Here is a 15,219-nt window from a genome sequence, read left to right as displayed (position 1 = left end):
ACAAGCCGCTCAAGCAGGACAAAATACAGTTGGTTTTTTGCTCGTGCCTCGCCTATTTTAACCAACTATATTTTGCCTCTTAGCGGGGCGTTATGTTGCAAAAGGAGTTTGTGTGAAATATTCACTTTTAATCTTTATAATTTCAATTATGTTTGTGCCTCAAGAGGTAAGTGCTTCTGATGTTCAAATTGAAACCGCTGAGAAAGCAGCAAAAGCAATCTCTATTTATAGAGAATCAAGAACTTCAGATGTAGGTTTCGCTGCAATGGCAGCGTTAATGGAGTTCGCTGAACAAAGTGATTTAGTTTACCTCGAAATATCAGAAGAAAATGCCCCATGGATCTCAGATAACAACATAAAAGAAGAACTTAGGCACATAATGCTAGCAGCATATGTTATAGGTAATGTTGCCAAACAAATTGAAACTAGAACAAAAGAAAACAACCATTGTGCGGGTGCAATAGAAGTAGCTATGTTAATTGAACAAGTTAAAGGGTTATTATCCGAGTCGCAAATTAAATTAGCGAAAGCTAGCGTGGAACAATCAATTAACATTGGTGCGTGTACTGCAACATAACAAGTCGCTCAAGCAGGACAAATAACAGTTGGCTGTTGCTCCTGCGTCGCACATTATAGCCAACTATCATTTGCCTCTTAGCGAGGCGTTAGCAGTACAAAGCATATGTCATTAGAGTTGTGTGAATTTAAAAGCAGTAGAGTTGGTAAACTACTTTTATATATTAACGATGAACAATATCCGGATATTTTAGATGTTTTAGAGTTATATCGCTTAAAATCAGGAATAGTAATTGATCAGTATTCTGATACAGAGTTAAGTTCAGGGTTAAATATTCTTATTACTTGCGCACTTGAGGCAATTAATTCGAGCACTGGTAGCAAGCAGATACAACAAGAGTTTCTGTCTGTATTACAGGCAGCAGAATCCGAGAATAAAAGTATAATATTCCTCGGAGAGTAGTACTGCTAACAAGCAAATCAACTAGGACTAAAAACAGCTGGCCACTGCTCGTGCCTCGCTGATTTTGGCCCACTATTTTTAGCCTGTTATTTGGGCGTTAGCTGTATAGTGCATGGAGCCATTATCAAATATATTGTATTCTTAATTATTGCTTCATTCTTGGTTCTATTTCTCTTTTGGGGGTTATCAGAAATGACTATCGGTTATCAACCGAAACCTGAATTTCCTGACATGTTTGATGATTCTAATATGTTTGCGCCAACACCAACTTCAATTTGTGATTGTTATTATCGAGCCGGTGAAGGTTCATTGGCTCCTGCACACCAAGGGACTGGCTGTAATATTTTAACTATGGACAATATCGATAAAACAAAAATACCTGAGTGCTTGTCAGAGGTAATGCGTTAAAATACAGCTAACAAGGCACTCAAAAGGACAAATAACAGTTGGTTTTTGCTCCTTCGTCGCTTATTTTAACCAACTATTATTTGCCTCTTAGTGAGGCGTTATGTTGATAAGGAGTATCTGTGTCAGATCGCGAATTTGAATTAACAAAAATATCTAATGCTGCTAGAGAAAAAACTACATATTTTCTTATGGCGGCCTCTGGTTCTGGTATAGGTTTTTCTCTTTCTCAAACTAAGTTGGAAGCTCTAGTTCCACATCATTATATTTGGCTATTAGCTGTAGCTATTTGGGCAATAAGTTTTTGGGCTGGAATTCGTTTAACAATGAATGCCAATAATGTGAAATTTAAAAATGCATCATATATTGGTAGCCTTAATTTATTGAAATCCCTAGAAGCTAATGAAGCTAGCAAATTAGAATCTCTTGCTAAAGAAAAATTTGATGAGGCTGTTGGTAAGCATCAAGACAGGATGGATATCTGGGGGCGAATTCAAATGTATGGCTTGCTACTTGGTGCTGTAACTTATGTTGTCTGGCATTTGGTTCGTATGTCTTTACAAGTATCAACATAACAAGAAAATCAACAAGGACACGTAACAGTTGGCTACGTTTCGCTTCGCTACACAATTTTAGCCAACTATTACTTAGCCTGTTATTTAGGCGTTAGCAGTCTTATTCAATTTGTATAAATCAAGGGTTGGTTTTTAGTGAAAAGGTTTCACGTTTCACTTAACCTCTCCCTACTTAAACTTAACTAATCGTTAATATCGTAGTGTTCTTTTCTTGGTGTTAATTTTTGAGTAAAGTGTATTAAATAGCGTTAGTTGTAATATTAAAAAGTTATAGCGGTAAGCCGCCAAAGCTTATCTTACACTGCTAACAAGGCAAAGCAGCAGGACTAAAAACAGCTGGCCGTTGCTCGTGCCTCGCCATTTTGGCCAACAATTTTTAGCCTCTGTTTGAGGCGTTAGCAGTCTTATTCAGTTTGTATAAATCAGGGATTGGTTTTTAGTAAAAAGGTTTTACGTTTCAATTAACCACTCCTAATTAATGCTTATTTAAAACTAAACATTCAGTGTTCTTTTCTTAGTGTTTATTTTTAAGTAAAGTGTATTAAAAAGCGTTAGTTGTATTATTAGAAAGTTATAGCGGTAAACCGCCAAAGCTTATCTTCCACGGCTAACAAGGCAAAGCAGCAGGACTAAAAACAGCTGGCCGTTGCTCGTGCCTCGCCATTTTGGCCAACAATTTTTAGCCTCTGTTTGGGGCGTTAGCCATCACAAATCAGCTTGGAGAGTATCTTGCAATTTTATAAAGAAAAATTTAATAGCGCAGGCTGGTTTATTCCTCCTTATGTCAGCATCGGTTATCTTCAAGAAGTTGTTAAAGATATAACGGAAAATGGAAATGCAGATTTAGAATCTAGTTTGGCTTTTATATATAACGAAAAAAATTTAGCCGCAATGGTTACTGAAAGGTATCCGGAAGTTCCTATTGTAAATGAATACTTGCAAATAATTAAAGAATCAATTGAAGCTCACTTTATTGGTCTTGATCATGTTGCAGTCTCTGGCCTAATCCCTGTCGTAGAAGGAATCGGGCGTAAGTTTGCAAAGGCGAATGACATTAACGAATCATATGTAAAAAATGTATTTGTTAAATTTGCAGAGCATTGTAAAGAAGATGTAACTACCAATCGGATTGGTGTTGTAAATGAAATTGTCGCAATGCTTGACTCCTTCGTACATTTTGCTAAAGAAAATTTGTATGTAAATTCGGATAAATATCCCCATAACGACAATACAAATAGGCATGGGATATTACATGGGGCATTCAGTGATACTGATTATGGTTCGCCTTTAAATTTTTATAAGGTTATTGGCGCGGTTGATTTCTTGTGCTTTGTGGTATCAATACGTGAGCCGATTTCATTTTTGGGCCCAGACACTACGCTTAACTCTATTTCGCTAGAAAAATATTATCGTATGTTGTCGGCGCTTAAGTCGTTTAAAAGTAATGGCTAACAAGACGTTCAAACGGACAAAAAACAGTTGGCTGTTTCACTCCGTTCACAATTTTAGCCAACAATTTTTTGCCGCTTAACGTGGCGTTAGCAGTCTTATTCAATTTGTATAAATCAGGGATTGGTTTTTAGTGAAAAGGTTTCACGTTTCTATTAACCTCTTTCTAATTAAAGTTTATTTAAAACTATACACTTAGTGTTGTTTTCTTGGTGTTAATTTTTAAGTAAAGTGTATTTGTAATAATGCGTTGTCTTATTAAATAGTTATGGCGGTAAACCGCAAACGTTTATCTTCCACGGCTAACAAGGCATTGCAAAGGACTAAAAACAGCTGGCCGTTGCTCGTGCCTCGCTATTTTGGCCAACAATTTTTAGCCTCTGAATGAGGCGTTAGCAGTTTCAAAGGTTCTGATGAAAACTATTATTTTAACGTTCATTTTAATGTGTTGTAATGTTTATGCTGTAGTGCCAAGCACTCAATATTATATTGATGCTCAAAAAACAATAGTTGTACTTGAAGCTGAATTAAAAGAAATTAAGTCTAATTTCACTACCACTAGTCCTGAAAGTTCGCAACTCAAAGACAATATTGAGAATGAAATTAAGCTTATTAAGCAGAGAGTCGAGTTATTCAAAAAATTAGAGCGTAAGCAACTCATTATGTATTCAAGTTCATGATTTAACTAAAAAACTGCTAACAAGGCGTTCAAACGGACAAATAACAGCTGGCTGTTGTTCGTGCCTCACACATTTTAGCCAGCTATTATTTGCCGCTTAACGTGGCGTTAGCAGTCTTATTCAATTTGTATAAATCAGGGATTGGTTTTTAGTGAAAAGGTTTCACGTTTCTATTAACCTCTTTCTAATTAAAGTTTATTTAAAACTATACACTTAGTGTTGTTTTCTTGGTGTTAATTTTTAAGTAAAGTGTATTTGTAATAATGCGTTGTCTTATTAAATAGTTATGGCGGTAAACCGCAAACGTTTATCTTCCACGGCTAACAAGGCATTGCAAAGGACTAAAAACAGCTGGCCGTTGCTCGTGCCTCGCTATTTTGGCCAACAATTTTTAGCCTCTGAATGAGGCGTTAGCAGTCTTATTCAATTTGTATAAATCAAGGGTTGGTTTTTAGTGAAAAGGTTTCACGTTTCACTTAACCTCTCCCTACTTAAACTTAACTAATCGTTAATATCGTAGTGTTCTTTTCTTGGTGTTAATTTTTGAGTAAAGTGTATTAAATAGCGTTAGTTGTAATATTAAAAAGTTATAGCGGTAAACCGCCAAAGCTTATCTTACACTGCTAACAAGGCAAAGCAGCAGGACTAAAAACAGCTGGCCGTTGCTCGTGCCTCGCCATTTTGGCCAACAATTTTTAGCCTCTGTTTGGGGCGTTAGGTGAAAATGTGGATCGTGATAGATTTGAGAATGATGGAGGTGATACAGAAGTTGCTTTTCTTTATGCTTTTTTTCTCTGGTCATTAAGCGCTATTCTAGGTTGGCTAACCTATCTTTTTTACAAAAGTTGGGAACAAGGCGAACCATACTTATTTACAACTAGAAAAACTGAGTGGTTAAACATATTACCAAGCTATATACATTTTTTATTAGTGTTAATTGTTTTTATAATAATGATTTGTTTTTCTATAAAACCAACCATAAAGTTTATTCAGCTATTTCGCACCTAACAAGTCACTCAAAAGGACAAATAACAGTTGGTTTTTGCTCCTTCGTCGCTTATTTTAACCAACTATTATTTGCCTCTTAGTGAGGCGTTATGAGTCTGCTGCTTTTTGTCTGTTATTTTTTTGTAAATCCGAGTGGTTTTAACAAGTAAGTTTTGCATTCGTTTCATACGAGTTTCGCTAGTTAAGGTTTATCAAAGGTCACCAATAGTATTTGCTTTTGAAGAGACTTTTGTAGCAAATACATCGGTTCGTAAATGTGTATTTAGTAGCTCAAGTTAAGCTTCATTTACAAATTAGGTGTTTACTAATAGCGTCGTGTTTTGAGTTAATGTAAGTTACTCATAACAAGCAAATTAATAGGAATTTTACAGCTGGCTGTTTCGTTCCTCAACATTTTAAGCCAGCTATAAAATCCCATTATTTGGGCGTTAGCAGTCTTATTCAGTTTGTATAAATCAGGGATTGGTTTTTAGTAAAAAGGTTTTACGTTTCTATTTACCTCTCCCTAATTAAAATTTACTTAACGTTAATATCATAGTGTTGTTTTCTTGGTGTTAATTTTTAAGTAAAGTGTATTTAAATAGCGTTAGTTGTATTATTAGAAAGTTATAGCGGTAAACCGCCAACGTTTATCTTCCACGGCTAACAAGGCATTGCAAAGGACTAAAAACAGCTAGCTATTGCTCGTGCCTCGCTATTTTAGCCATCAATTTTTAGCCTCTGAATGAGGCGTTAGCAGTCTTATTCAGTTTGTATAAATCAGGGATTGGTTTTTAGTAAAAAGGTTTTACGTTTCAATTAACCACTCCTAATTAATGCTTATTTAAAACTAAACATTCAGTGTTCTTTTCTTAGTGTTTATTTTTAAGTAAAGTGTATTAAAAAGCGTTAGTTGTATTATTAGAAAGTTATAGCGGTAAACCGCCAAAGCTTATCTTCCACGGCTAACAAGGCAAAGCAGCAGGACTAAAAACAGCTGGCCGTTGCTCGTGCCTCGCCATTTTGGCCAACAATTTTTAGCCTCTGTTTGGGGCGTTAGCAGTCTTATTCAGTTTGTATAAATCAGGGATTGGTTTTTAGTGAAAAGGTTTCACGTTTCTATTTACCTCTTCCTAATTAAAGTTTATTTAAAACTAAACATTTAGTGTTTTTTTCTTAGTGTTTATTTTTAAGTAAAGTGTATTTTTAATAATGCGTTGTCTTATTAAATAGTTATGGCGGTAAACCGCAAACGTTTATCTTCCACGGCTAACAAGGCATTGCAAAGGACTAAAAACAGCTGGCCGTTGCTCGTGCCTCGCTATTTTGGCCAACAATTTTTAGCCTCTGAATGAGGCGTTAGCAGTCTTATTCAGTTTGTATAAATCAGGGATTGGTTTTTAGTAAAAAGGTTTTACGTTTCAATTAACCACTCCTAATTAATGCTTATTTAAAACTAAACATTCAGTGTTCTTTTCTTAGTGTTTATTTTTAAGTAAAGTGTATTAAAAAGCGTTAGTTGTATTATTAGAAAGTTATAGCGGTAAACCGCCAAAGCTTATCTTCCACGGCTAACAAGGCAAAGCAGCAGGACTAAAAACAGCTGGCCGTTGCTCGTGCCTCGCCATTTTGGCCAACAATTTTTAGCCTCTGTTTGGGGCGTTATGTACCAAATGGAGATTGCGTATGCTCAATATGATCGAAAAACTAATAAATGAACATGGTTCTTCCACTATCCTGAAAGAACGTATTCTTCTTATTTCTGACAAATATGATGCTCTTGATGAAAAATTAAAAATGTCTGATCAAAAAGTAGAGTTTCTAGAACGAGAAAATAGCTTCTTAAAAAATAAAGTCGATAGCCTAGAAAGCGAAATCAATGCCACACTCCAAAGCTCTTCAGGTACTCCTAAGTTAGATGATGTAAAAAACAACATATTAAAAATATTATTTTCTGCATCCGATGGGATTTCCAAGGAAGATATGGCGAATAAATTATCATTAGAAATTGGTGTGGTTAATTATCATTTCGATGAACTAAAGGACATGAACTTTTTAGACTTTCCTAGGCTAGTAATGGGTAGTGCTTTAACTGGAAATAAAGGTGGGCAATTCCAGAAAATCAGCCAAGAAGGCAGGAAATATGTTGTGGAAGTAGTTGGTACATAACAAGTTATTCAAACGGACGCTAAACAGTTGGCTAGCTTCGTTCCTCGCAATTTTAGCCAACTATTTCACGCCGCTTAATAAGGCGTTAGCAGTCTTTATTCAGTTTGTATAAATCAGGGATTGGTTTTTAGTAAAAAGGTTTTACGTTTCACTTTACCTCTTCCTAATTAAAATTTACTTATCGTTAATTGCTTTGTGTTGTTTTCTCGGTGTTAATTTTTGAGTAAAGTGTATTAAATAGCGTTAGTTGTAATATTAAAAAGTTATAGCGGTAAACCGCCAAAGCTTATCTTACACTGCTAACAAGGCAAAGCAGCAGGACTAAAAACAGCTGGCCGTTGCTCGTGCCTCGCCATTTTGGCCAACAATTTTTAGCCTCTGTTTGAGGCGTTAGTTTTCCCCACGAAATCGATCTTATTTAATTATGCTTTTGTCTTTATTAAGTAAATAGGGCGCTTGTTTCGTTTCAATGTTGTGGTAAGTTATGTGTCATTAAATCTGTTGTAGCTTTTGGCTTATCAGTTTTTCGCCAAGTAGGTTTGGTGTTTATCGCTAAGTAAGTTTTGCGGTAATAATATGTTTCAGAGTATTCGCTTAATAAGTAAGGCGAGTGGCTCAAAAATCAATGTTTGGTGTGTCGTGGGGCGGTATTTTTTAACTCTATAGTTCAAGTCACGCGATGTTTGGTGGGTTTGGTTATTGCAGTGCTTGCCATTACAAAATCTAACAAGTGACTATGGTGTCAAACCTTAATGTTTAATTCATTTTAGGATCCCAATAGACACCATCTCTTACCATCGAATTGAGTGTAATAACTAGCTTTCTAATACACGCGATTATTGCTACTTTCTTAGGTTTTCCTGCCGCAACTAATCGTTGATATGTTGCCTTAAAAACTGGATTACATTGGATTGCTGACATCATTGCCATGTACATCGCGGTTCGAATTTGTGAACGTCCACCTCGTATCATGCGTTTACCTTTATAGGTTCCACTCTCCCGATTAAAAGGCGCAACCCCCACCAATGATGACGCTTCTTTATTAGTTATATACCCAAGTTCCGGCATTTCACTAATCAAGTTGAAAGCAACGACATTACCTACTCCAGGAACACTCTGAACAATGTCATTTTTTATTTTGTAATCATCACAACTTTCAATAAGCTTATGCAATTTATTGTCTATTTTTTCTAACTGATTTTTGAGTACCGTTAACACTGGACTGATAGAAGATAGGATTTCTTTGGGCATGATTTGAAGACGGTTTTTTTCCATTGTTTGTATACCCATAAGCTGACGACGACGTGATAGTAAATCACTCATTAGCCTTATATCATCTGCTTTTAACTTAGATAGGTCAGGCTTAACCATCTCGGCATAATGTGCAATTAATTTAGCATCGAGCTTATCTGTTTTGGCTTTTTGATTAATTACTCCAGCAAAACGTTTTATTCTTACAGGGTTAGCCACAACAAAAGGGATCTTTGCTTTAGCACACGCCAAAATAAAGGGCTGCTCTAACCGTCCGGTTGCTTCAATGACTACACGAGTCACCTTGTGTTTTTTGATTCTCATGATGGCTTCTTTAATACCAACTTCATCGTTGCTCACGACAAAATAAATATCTAAAGGGCGTATATAAATATCGAGTTGAGTTTTACCTGTATCGACACCGACGTTAATTTCATTTTGATTATTTATGGTATTCATATTAAGCTGACTCTGCCTTGCTATTCGGGCTCGAGGCCCAGTTGACTATCCGAGTTTAGTGCTTGGAGTTTTATACGGCGTTCTTTCTTGTTATCGGTCTCTCAACAGAGGAGCCTGCAATTAATCGAACTACCATATAAAAGGCTTTGGTTGCAGCCAAAGCTTGGGCCTCACTTTACCTAAACTGGTTTAAAAAGAACTAAAAAGATGGATGTATTATCCATACAAGCCAATTAAAAGGACAAAAAACAGTTTGCTGTTTTCGTGCCTCAAACATTATAGCAAACTATTTTTTGCCTCTTATTGGGGCGTTATATTACTAGATAGGTGTCGCATGGAAGTCCAAGTATTTATATCAACATGGCTTGTTCCTGTTGGAGCAACATTGCTATCAATTTGGTTTGCTGTTTCTGCAAAGCGAGATTCAGATAAATCAGCACAAACATTAAATCAAGTAAATGAAGCTATACAGGGGTGGCAAAGTCAAATAATGCAATCCACTGCGTCTATTCTAGACTCTACACCTCAGGTTATCGAGGCGAAAGTAAGATTAGAAAAGGTTGGTGCCGCTAGAGCTATAATCCAATCAATGCAGACCGCTATAGAAATATCAGCGTCAGATCCAAAAGGCGGCGCTTCTGGGCACACGCAAGTTGAACAGCTAAAAGAAATGGGCAACCAACTATCAAAAATACTTGAACACATGGAATAAGCAACTGAAGCAAAAAACACTATTATTAATAATTTTATCAGTTGCGGCGCTTCCATAAATAACTCTGTGACATACTTATTTTTTGTTTTCATTGTAGCTCCAGTGTAAACGTAATATAACAAGTCGTTTAAAAGGACTAAAACAGTTGGCTACGTTCGTGCCTCACTATTTTAGCCATCCATTTTTAGCCTCTTAACGAGGCGTTAGCAGTCTTATTCAATTTGTATAAATCAGGGATTGGTTTTAAGTAAAAAGGTTTTACGTTTCACTTTACCTCTCCCTAATTAAAGTTTACTTATCGTTAATTGTTTTGTGTTATTTTCTTAGTGTAAATTTTTAAGTAAAGTATATTAAAAATCGTTAGTTGTAATATTAAGTAGTTACAGCGGTAAACCGCCAAAGCTTATCTTTCACTGCTAACAAGGCAAAGCAGCAGGACTAAAAACAGCTGGCCGTTGCTCGTGCCTCGCCATTTTGGCCAACAATTTTTAGCCTCTGTTTGAGGCGTTATGTGTTTTTTATTTCATACATGGTTTTACATTCGCATTTAGGACATACGTTGTCGTTACATTCAGTACCATACTTTTTAGTGTCTTTTTTGTTGAGTTTTTTTGTTAAGTCGCTGTAGCCACCCTGCCACTTACATGCCCTAACTCTTGTACATTCTATTTCTGGTTTGCTCATCACATTCTCCATTTATCAATCTAGCCAACACATAACAAAAACTTCAAGTAGGACTACTAACAGTTGGGTTTTTGCTGTGCGTTTATTTGTTTAATTAAGTTACTCAAGGACTACGTTAGTAGCCTCTTAAGTAGCGGTTATGAGTCTGCTGCTTTTTGTCTGTTCTTTTTTGTAAAACAGAGTGGTTTTAATAAGTGAACTTTGTGTTTGTTTCATACGAGTTTCGCTAGTTAAGGTTTATCAAAGGTCACCAATAGTATTTGCTTTTGAAGAGATTTTTGTAGCAAATACATCGGTTCGTCAATGTGTATTTAGTAGCTCAAGTTAAGCTTCATTTACAAATGGGGTGTTTACTAATAGTGTAGTGTTTTGAGTTAACCTAAGTTACTCATAACAAGGCATTCCAAAGGACTAAAAACAGCTGGCCATTGCTCGTGCCTCGCTATTTTAGCCAACAATTTTTATCCTCTGAATGAGGCGTTAGCAGTCTTATTCAGTTTGTATAAATCAGGGGTTGGTTTTAAGTAAAAAGGTTTTACGTTTCACTTAACCAGTCCTAATTAAAATTTACTTATCGTTAATTTCTTTGTGTTGTTTTCTCAGTGTTAACTTTTAAGTAAAGTGTATTAAATAGCTTTAGTTGTATTATTAGAAAGTTATAGCGGTAAACCGCCAAAGCTTATCCTACACAGCTAACAAGGCAAAGCAGCAGGACTAAAAACAGTTGGCCGTTGCTCGTACCTCGCCATTTTGGCCAACAATTTTTAGCCTCTGTTTGAGGCGTTAGCAGTCTTATTCAGTTTGTATAAATCAGGGATTGGTTTTTAGTAAAAAGGTTTTACGTTTCAATTAACCACTCCTAATTAATGCTTATTTAAAACTAAACATTCAGTGTTGTTTTCTTGGTGTTAATTTTTGAGTAAAGTGTAGTTAAATAGCGTTAGTTGTATTATTAAAAAGTTATGGCGGTAAACCGCAAACGTTTATCTTCCACTGCTAACAAGGCAAAGCAGCAGGACTAAAAACAGCTGGCCGTTGCTCGTACCTCGCCATTTTGGCCAACAATTTTTAGCCTCTGTTTGAGGCGTTATATGCCCTAAAGGAAGTTGAGGTGTACTATTAAATCGAAGAATATAATTGCACTCCCTTGTGCAGTTCTAGCAATGTACCCCGGCTTTTTAGCTTCAACACTTGCTAGTGAATACTATGACAAAGTTGCAGTTTCTACTTTAGTAGCCTTAGTGGCAGCATTCTTTTTTTATCGTAATTTAGCTATTTACCAAAAAGCGGATGGCTATCTAAAATGCTTTTTTGTTTCTACTTTTTTATTAAGTGGTAATTTTAGTATTCCTGTTTGGTCGTCTGCGGCAAAAAACGATGCTAGTAATTTAGTCTTCTTGTTACTATTTCCAGCGATGTTTATAGTCAATTATCTTTTAACTAAGAGCGAACCTGCAAAACATGCTGTAGCTTTGTATAATCGGGCATATAACAAGTCGTTAAAGCAGGACAAATAACAGTTGGCTTTTGCTCCTGCGTCGCTTATTTTAGCCAACATATTATTTGCCTCTTAACGAGGCGTTAGCAGTCTTATTCAGTTTGTATAAATCAAGGGTTGGTTTTTAGTGAAAAGGTTTCACGTTTCACTTAACCTCTCCCTACTTAAACTTAACTAATCGTTAATATCGTAGTGTTCTTTTCTTGGTGTTAATTTTTGAGTAAAGTGTATTAAATAGCGTTAGTTGTAATATTAAAAAGTTATAGCGGTAAACCGCCAAAGCTTATCTTACACTGCTAACAAGGCAAAGCAGCAGGACTAAAAACAGCTGGCCGTTGCTCGTGCCTCGCCATTTTGGCCAACAATTTTTAGCCTCTGTTTGAGGCGTTAGCAGTCTTATTCAATTTGTATAAATCAAGGGTTGGTTTTTAGTGAAAAGGTTTCACGTTTCACTTAACCTCTCCCTACTTAAACTTAACTAATCGTTAATATCGTAGTGTTCTTTTCTTGGTGTTAATTTTTGAGTAAAGTGTATTAAATAGCGTTAGTTGTAATATTAAAAAGTTATAGCGGTAAACCGCCAAAGCTTATCTTACACTGCTAACAAGGCAAAGCAGCAGGACTAAAAACAGCTGGCCGTTGCTCGTGCCTCGCCATTTTGGCCAACAATTTTTAGCCTCTGTTTGAGGCGTTAGTGTGAAAGTATATGACTAAGTTTAATCGAGGCAAACTAGGTTTAATTTTACTAGGTATAGTATTTTTATTATTTGCCTTTAAGCAATATCAAACTGGTGTTGTTACAAAGCGACAAGTTGAGGTGCACAAATCTGAGAATCCAATTTGGTTTTCAGTCGAGATATCATTAACGTCTGGTTTAGGTCTAGTTCTTATTGGTTTTGGGTTGTTTGGTAAAGTAAAAAACAAAGACGACTGAGCAGTTTACACACTAACAAGTTACTCAAACGGACGCTAAACAGTTGGCTAGCACTCGTTCCTCGTACATTTTAGCCAACAATTTCGCGCCGCTTAGTAAGGCGTTATGTGTCTAGGAGCATCAGGTGAAGCGTTTTGATCACGAAAGCATAAAAACACAAGTTGTTTCTGATTTTGGAATGACGTCTGAGTTATATATTGAAACTGGTAATCCTTCCATAGATAAAGAAATCGATTATCCATTATTCAAAGTTTACGCAAATGAAGAAAACGAAATTAAATATGTAGAGCTTTCAACTAACGGCAAACTAATCCAGATTCCAATGTCAGCTTTAAAATCATTTATTGAGTTTTCAGAAACAGAAGTACACTCAGAGGCTTGGTATAATAAGAATGTATTTAATGAGCAATAGCCACATAACAAGCCACTCAAGCAGGACAAATAACAGTTGGTTTTGTTCGCTTCGCTCTCTATTATAACCAACTATTATTTGCCTCTTAGTGGGGCGTTAGGTAACACCAAAAATGATTCGCATCGTTGAACGTATGAATGACAGCATAAAGGTGGGATATCTTTATCTAATATTAGGGTTAGCATGCATTACCATATGTATATTTGTTAGTTTTAATACTTATTCATTTCTCGAAAAAGCAAATTCAACGAATGGTGTTGTTATCGAGCTAGTAAAAAAGCATTCCTCAAAATCATCTTTATATCCAAAAATTGAGTTTAAGGATCTTAATGGTAATTCAATTGTGTTTACTTCCAGTTTTGGTCTTAGTCCCTCAATCAATACTTATCAAAAAGGTGATGTAGTTAAAGTTTTATACCAAAGCAATTCAACTGATTCTGCCAAGGTTTCCAGTTTCTTTTCACTGTGGGGGATCAGTTTGCTATTATTTATCGTTGGCAGTGTTTTCACATTTTCAAGCATTAGAAAAGTTGTTAAATTAAACGCAAGCACTGTGGATAGTGTTACCTAACAAGTGACTATGGTGTCAAACCTTAATGTTTAATTCATTTTAGGATCCCAATAGACACCATCTCTTACCATCGAATTGAGTGTAATAACTAGCTTTCTAATACACGCGATTATTGCTACTTTCTTAGGTTTTCCTGCCGCAACTAATCGTTGATATGTTGCCTTAAAAACTGGATTACATTGGATTGCTGACATCATTGCCATGTACATCGCGGTTCGAATTTGTGAACGTCCACCTCGTATCATGCGTTTACCTTTATAGGTTCCACTCTCCCGATTAAAAGGCGCAACCCCCACCAATGATGACGCTTCTTTATTAGTTATATACCCAAGTTCCGGCATTTCACTAATCAAGTTGAAAGCAACGACATTACCTACTCCAGGAACACTCTGAACAATGTCATTTTTTATTTTGTAATCATCACAACTTTCAATAAGCTTATGCAATTTATTGTCTATTTTTTCTAACTGATTTTTGAGTACCGTTAACACTGGACTGATAGAAGATAGGATTTCTTTGGGCATGATTTGAAGACGGTTTTTTTCCATTGTTTGTATACCCATAAGCTGACGACGACGTGATAGTAAATCACTCATTAGCCTTATATCATCTGCTTTTAACTTAGATAGGTCAGGCTTAACCATCTCGGCATAATGTGCAATTAATTTAGCATCGAGCTTATCTGTTTTGGCTTTTTGATTAATTACTCCAGCAAAACGTTTTATTCTTACAGGGTTAGCCACAACAAAAGGGATCTTTGCTTTAGCACACGCCAAAATAAAGGGCTGCTCTAACCGTCCGGTTGCTTCAATGACTACACGAGTCACCTTGTGTTTTTTGATTCTCATGATGGCTTCTTTAATACCAACTTCATCGTTGCTCACGACAAAATAAATATCTAAAGGGCGTATATAAATATCGAGTTGAGTTTTACCTGTATCGACACCGACGTTAATTTCATTTTGATTATTTATGGTATTCATATTAAGCTGACTCTGCCTTGCTATTCGGGCTCGAGGCCCAGTTGACTATCCGAGTTTAGTGCTTGGAGTTTTATACGGCGTTCTTTCTTGTTATCGGTCTCTCAACAGAGGAGCCTGCAATTAATCGAACTACCATATAAAAGGCTTTGGTTGCAGCCAAAGCTTGGGCCTCACTTTACCTAAACTGGTTTAAAAAGAACTAAAAAGATGGATGTATTATCCATACAAGGCAATTAACAGGACTTTTACAGCTGGCTGTGCTCGTTCCTCGCAAATTATAAGCCAGCAATAAAAGCCCGTTATTTGGGCGTTAGCAGTCTTATTCAGTTTGTATAAATCAGGGATTGGTTTTTAGTGAAAAGGTTTCACGTTTCACTTGAACTATCCCTAATTGAAATTTACTTATTGTTAATTGCTTTGTGTTGTTTTCTCGGTGTTAATTTTTGAGTAAAGTGTATTTTAATTAATGCG

At 36.1% G+C, this 15,219-nt stretch carries 16 protein-coding genes; 13 read left to right on the top strand and 3 right to left on the bottom strand.

The genetic code is table 11. The features are described 5' to 3' along the window. The first annotated feature begins 112 nt into the window (after nucleotides 1–112). The 8 genes from ACPUVN_RS04220 (at nucleotide 113) to ACPUVN_RS04185 (ending at nucleotide 7,244) form a co-directional block, all read left to right on the top strand. On the top strand, nucleotides 113–577 hold the full coding sequence (locus ACPUVN_RS04220; RefSeq protein WP_426370031.1) for a hypothetical protein: 465 nt from the start codon (nucleotides 113–115) through the stop codon (nucleotides 575–577). A 105-nt stretch (nucleotides 578–682) separates the two neighbouring features. Further along, the gene (locus tag ACPUVN_RS04215; RefSeq protein ID WP_426370030.1) at nucleotides 683–979 is read left to right on the top strand and encodes a hypothetical protein; all 297 of its coding nucleotides are present in this window, start codon (nucleotides 683–685) and stop codon (nucleotides 977–979) included. A gap of 192 nt (nucleotides 980–1,171) precedes the next feature. Beyond that, entirely contained in the window at nucleotides 1,172–1,387 is a 216-nt protein-coding gene (locus ACPUVN_RS04210; RefSeq protein ID WP_426370029.1) for a hypothetical protein, read from the top strand. A gap of 119 nt (nucleotides 1,388–1,506) precedes the next feature. After that, nucleotides 1,507–1,959 (top strand): hypothetical protein, encoded by a 453-nt coding sequence (locus tag ACPUVN_RS04205; protein ID WP_426370028.1) that lies wholly within the window; start codon nucleotides 1,507–1,509, stop codon nucleotides 1,957–1,959. 729 nt (nucleotides 1,960–2,688) lie between these two features. Beyond that, entirely contained in the window at nucleotides 2,689–3,411 is a 723-nt protein-coding gene (locus ACPUVN_RS04200; RefSeq protein WP_426370027.1) for a hypothetical protein, read from the top strand. 410 nt (nucleotides 3,412–3,821) lie between these two features. After that, nucleotides 3,822–4,088 carry a hypothetical protein gene (locus tag ACPUVN_RS04195; RefSeq protein WP_426369406.1) on the top strand — a complete coding sequence of 89 codons (267 nt, stop codon included), beginning with the start codon at nucleotides 3,822–3,824 and terminating at the stop codon, nucleotides 4,086–4,088. Nucleotides 4,089–4,814: 726 nt separating this feature from the next. After that, nucleotides 4,815–5,096, top strand: coding sequence for a hypothetical protein (locus ACPUVN_RS04190; protein ID WP_426370026.1), 282 nt, complete (start codon nucleotides 4,815–4,817; stop codon nucleotides 5,094–5,096). A gap of 1,665 nt (nucleotides 5,097–6,761) precedes the next feature. Continuing rightward, nucleotides 6,762–7,244: a hypothetical protein gene (locus tag ACPUVN_RS04185; RefSeq protein ID WP_426370025.1), complete on the top strand. Its 483-nt coding sequence runs from the start codon at nucleotides 6,762–6,764 to the stop codon at nucleotides 7,242–7,244. A gap of 756 nt (nucleotides 7,245–8,000) precedes the next feature. On the opposite strand, the gene ACPUVN_RS04180 is transcribed toward ACPUVN_RS04185, so the two are convergent. Next, entirely contained in the window at nucleotides 8,001–8,954 is a 954-nt protein-coding gene (locus ACPUVN_RS04180; RefSeq protein ID WP_426357271.1) for an IS110 family transposase, read from the bottom strand. Nucleotides 8,955–9,288: 334 nt separating this feature from the next. Between ACPUVN_RS04180 and ACPUVN_RS04175 the strand changes: the two genes are divergently transcribed. Next, complete coding sequence (locus tag ACPUVN_RS04175) at nucleotides 9,289–9,666, top strand: hypothetical protein (RefSeq protein WP_426370024.1); 378 nt, start codon at nucleotides 9,289–9,291, stop codon at nucleotides 9,664–9,666. 507 nt (nucleotides 9,667–10,173) lie between these two features. Here the strand turns inward: ACPUVN_RS04175 and ACPUVN_RS04170 are convergent. Continuing rightward, nucleotides 10,174–10,350 (bottom strand): hypothetical protein, encoded by a 177-nt coding sequence (locus tag ACPUVN_RS04170; RefSeq protein WP_426370023.1) that lies wholly within the window; start codon nucleotides 10,348–10,350, stop codon nucleotides 10,174–10,176. A 1,163-nt stretch (nucleotides 10,351–11,513) separates the two neighbouring features. Here ACPUVN_RS04170 and ACPUVN_RS04165 point away from each other — a divergent pair. The 4 genes from ACPUVN_RS04165 (at nucleotide 11,514) to ACPUVN_RS04150 (ending at nucleotide 13,765) form a co-directional block, all read left to right on the top strand. Then, nucleotides 11,514–11,867 (top strand): hypothetical protein, encoded by a 354-nt coding sequence (locus ACPUVN_RS04165; protein ID WP_426370022.1) that lies wholly within the window; start codon nucleotides 11,514–11,516, stop codon nucleotides 11,865–11,867. Between the two features lie 687 nt (nucleotides 11,868–12,554). Continuing rightward, entirely contained in the window at nucleotides 12,555–12,782 is a 228-nt protein-coding gene (locus tag ACPUVN_RS04160; protein WP_426370021.1) for a hypothetical protein, read from the top strand. Between the two features lie 124 nt (nucleotides 12,783–12,906). Beyond that, nucleotides 12,907–13,194 carry a hypothetical protein gene (locus tag ACPUVN_RS04155; RefSeq protein WP_426370020.1) on the top strand — a complete coding sequence of 96 codons (288 nt, stop codon included), beginning with the start codon at nucleotides 12,907–12,909 and terminating at the stop codon, nucleotides 13,192–13,194. A 112-nt stretch (nucleotides 13,195–13,306) separates the two neighbouring features. Next, nucleotides 13,307–13,765 carry a DUF3592 domain-containing protein gene (locus tag ACPUVN_RS04150; protein ID WP_426370019.1) on the top strand — a complete coding sequence of 153 codons (459 nt, stop codon included), beginning with the start codon at nucleotides 13,307–13,309 and terminating at the stop codon, nucleotides 13,763–13,765. 29 nt (nucleotides 13,766–13,794) lie between these two features. Here ACPUVN_RS04150 and ACPUVN_RS04145 read toward each other — a convergent pair whose 3' ends face one another. Then, entirely contained in the window at nucleotides 13,795–14,748 is a 954-nt protein-coding gene (locus tag ACPUVN_RS04145; RefSeq protein ID WP_426357271.1) for an IS110 family transposase, read from the bottom strand. Nucleotides 14,749–15,219: the final 471 nt, after the last annotated feature.

Origin of the sequence: Pseudocolwellia antarctica, from assembly GCF_049933045.1 — a bacterium.
Lineage (GTDB): Bacteria > Pseudomonadota > Gammaproteobacteria > Enterobacterales > Alteromonadaceae > Pseudocolwellia.
This window is presented reverse-complemented; position numbering and strand designations above follow the sequence as displayed.

What these genes read in the sequence shown, in the direction of transcription:
- ACPUVN_RS04215 (WP_426370030.1), top strand. Translation starts at nt 683, where the DNA reads ATGTCATTAGAGTTGTGTGAATTTAAAAGCAGTAGAGTTGGTAAACTA.
- ACPUVN_RS04210 (WP_426370029.1), top strand. Translation starts at nt 1,172, where the DNA reads ATGACTATCGGTTATCAACCGAAACCTGAATTTCCTGACATGTTTGAT.
- ACPUVN_RS04195 (WP_426369406.1), top strand. Translation starts at nt 3,822, where the DNA reads ATGAAAACTATTATTTTAACGTTCATTTTAATGTGTTGTAATGTTTAT.
- ACPUVN_RS04185 (WP_426370025.1), top strand. Translation starts at nt 6,762, where the DNA reads ATGCTCAATATGATCGAAAAACTAATAAATGAACATGGTTCTTCCACT.
- ACPUVN_RS04180 (WP_426357271.1), bottom strand. Translation starts at nt 8,954, where the DNA reads ATGAATACCATAAATAATCAAAATGAAATTAACGTCGGTGTCGATACA.
- ACPUVN_RS04175 (WP_426370024.1), top strand. Translation starts at nt 9,289, where the DNA reads ATGGAAGTCCAAGTATTTATATCAACATGGCTTGTTCCTGTTGGAGCA.
- ACPUVN_RS04170 (WP_426370023.1), bottom strand. Translation starts at nt 10,350, where the DNA reads ATGAGCAAACCAGAAATAGAATGTACAAGAGTTAGGGCATGTAAGTGG.
- ACPUVN_RS04165 (WP_426370022.1), top strand. Translation starts at nt 11,514, where the DNA reads ATGTACCCCGGCTTTTTAGCTTCAACACTTGCTAGTGAATACTATGAC.
- ACPUVN_RS04160 (WP_426370021.1), top strand. Translation starts at nt 12,555, where the DNA reads ATGACTAAGTTTAATCGAGGCAAACTAGGTTTAATTTTACTAGGTATA.
- ACPUVN_RS04150 (WP_426370019.1), top strand. Translation starts at nt 13,307, where the DNA reads ATGATTCGCATCGTTGAACGTATGAATGACAGCATAAAGGTGGGATAT.
- ACPUVN_RS04145 (WP_426357271.1), bottom strand. Translation starts at nt 14,748, where the DNA reads ATGAATACCATAAATAATCAAAATGAAATTAACGTCGGTGTCGATACA.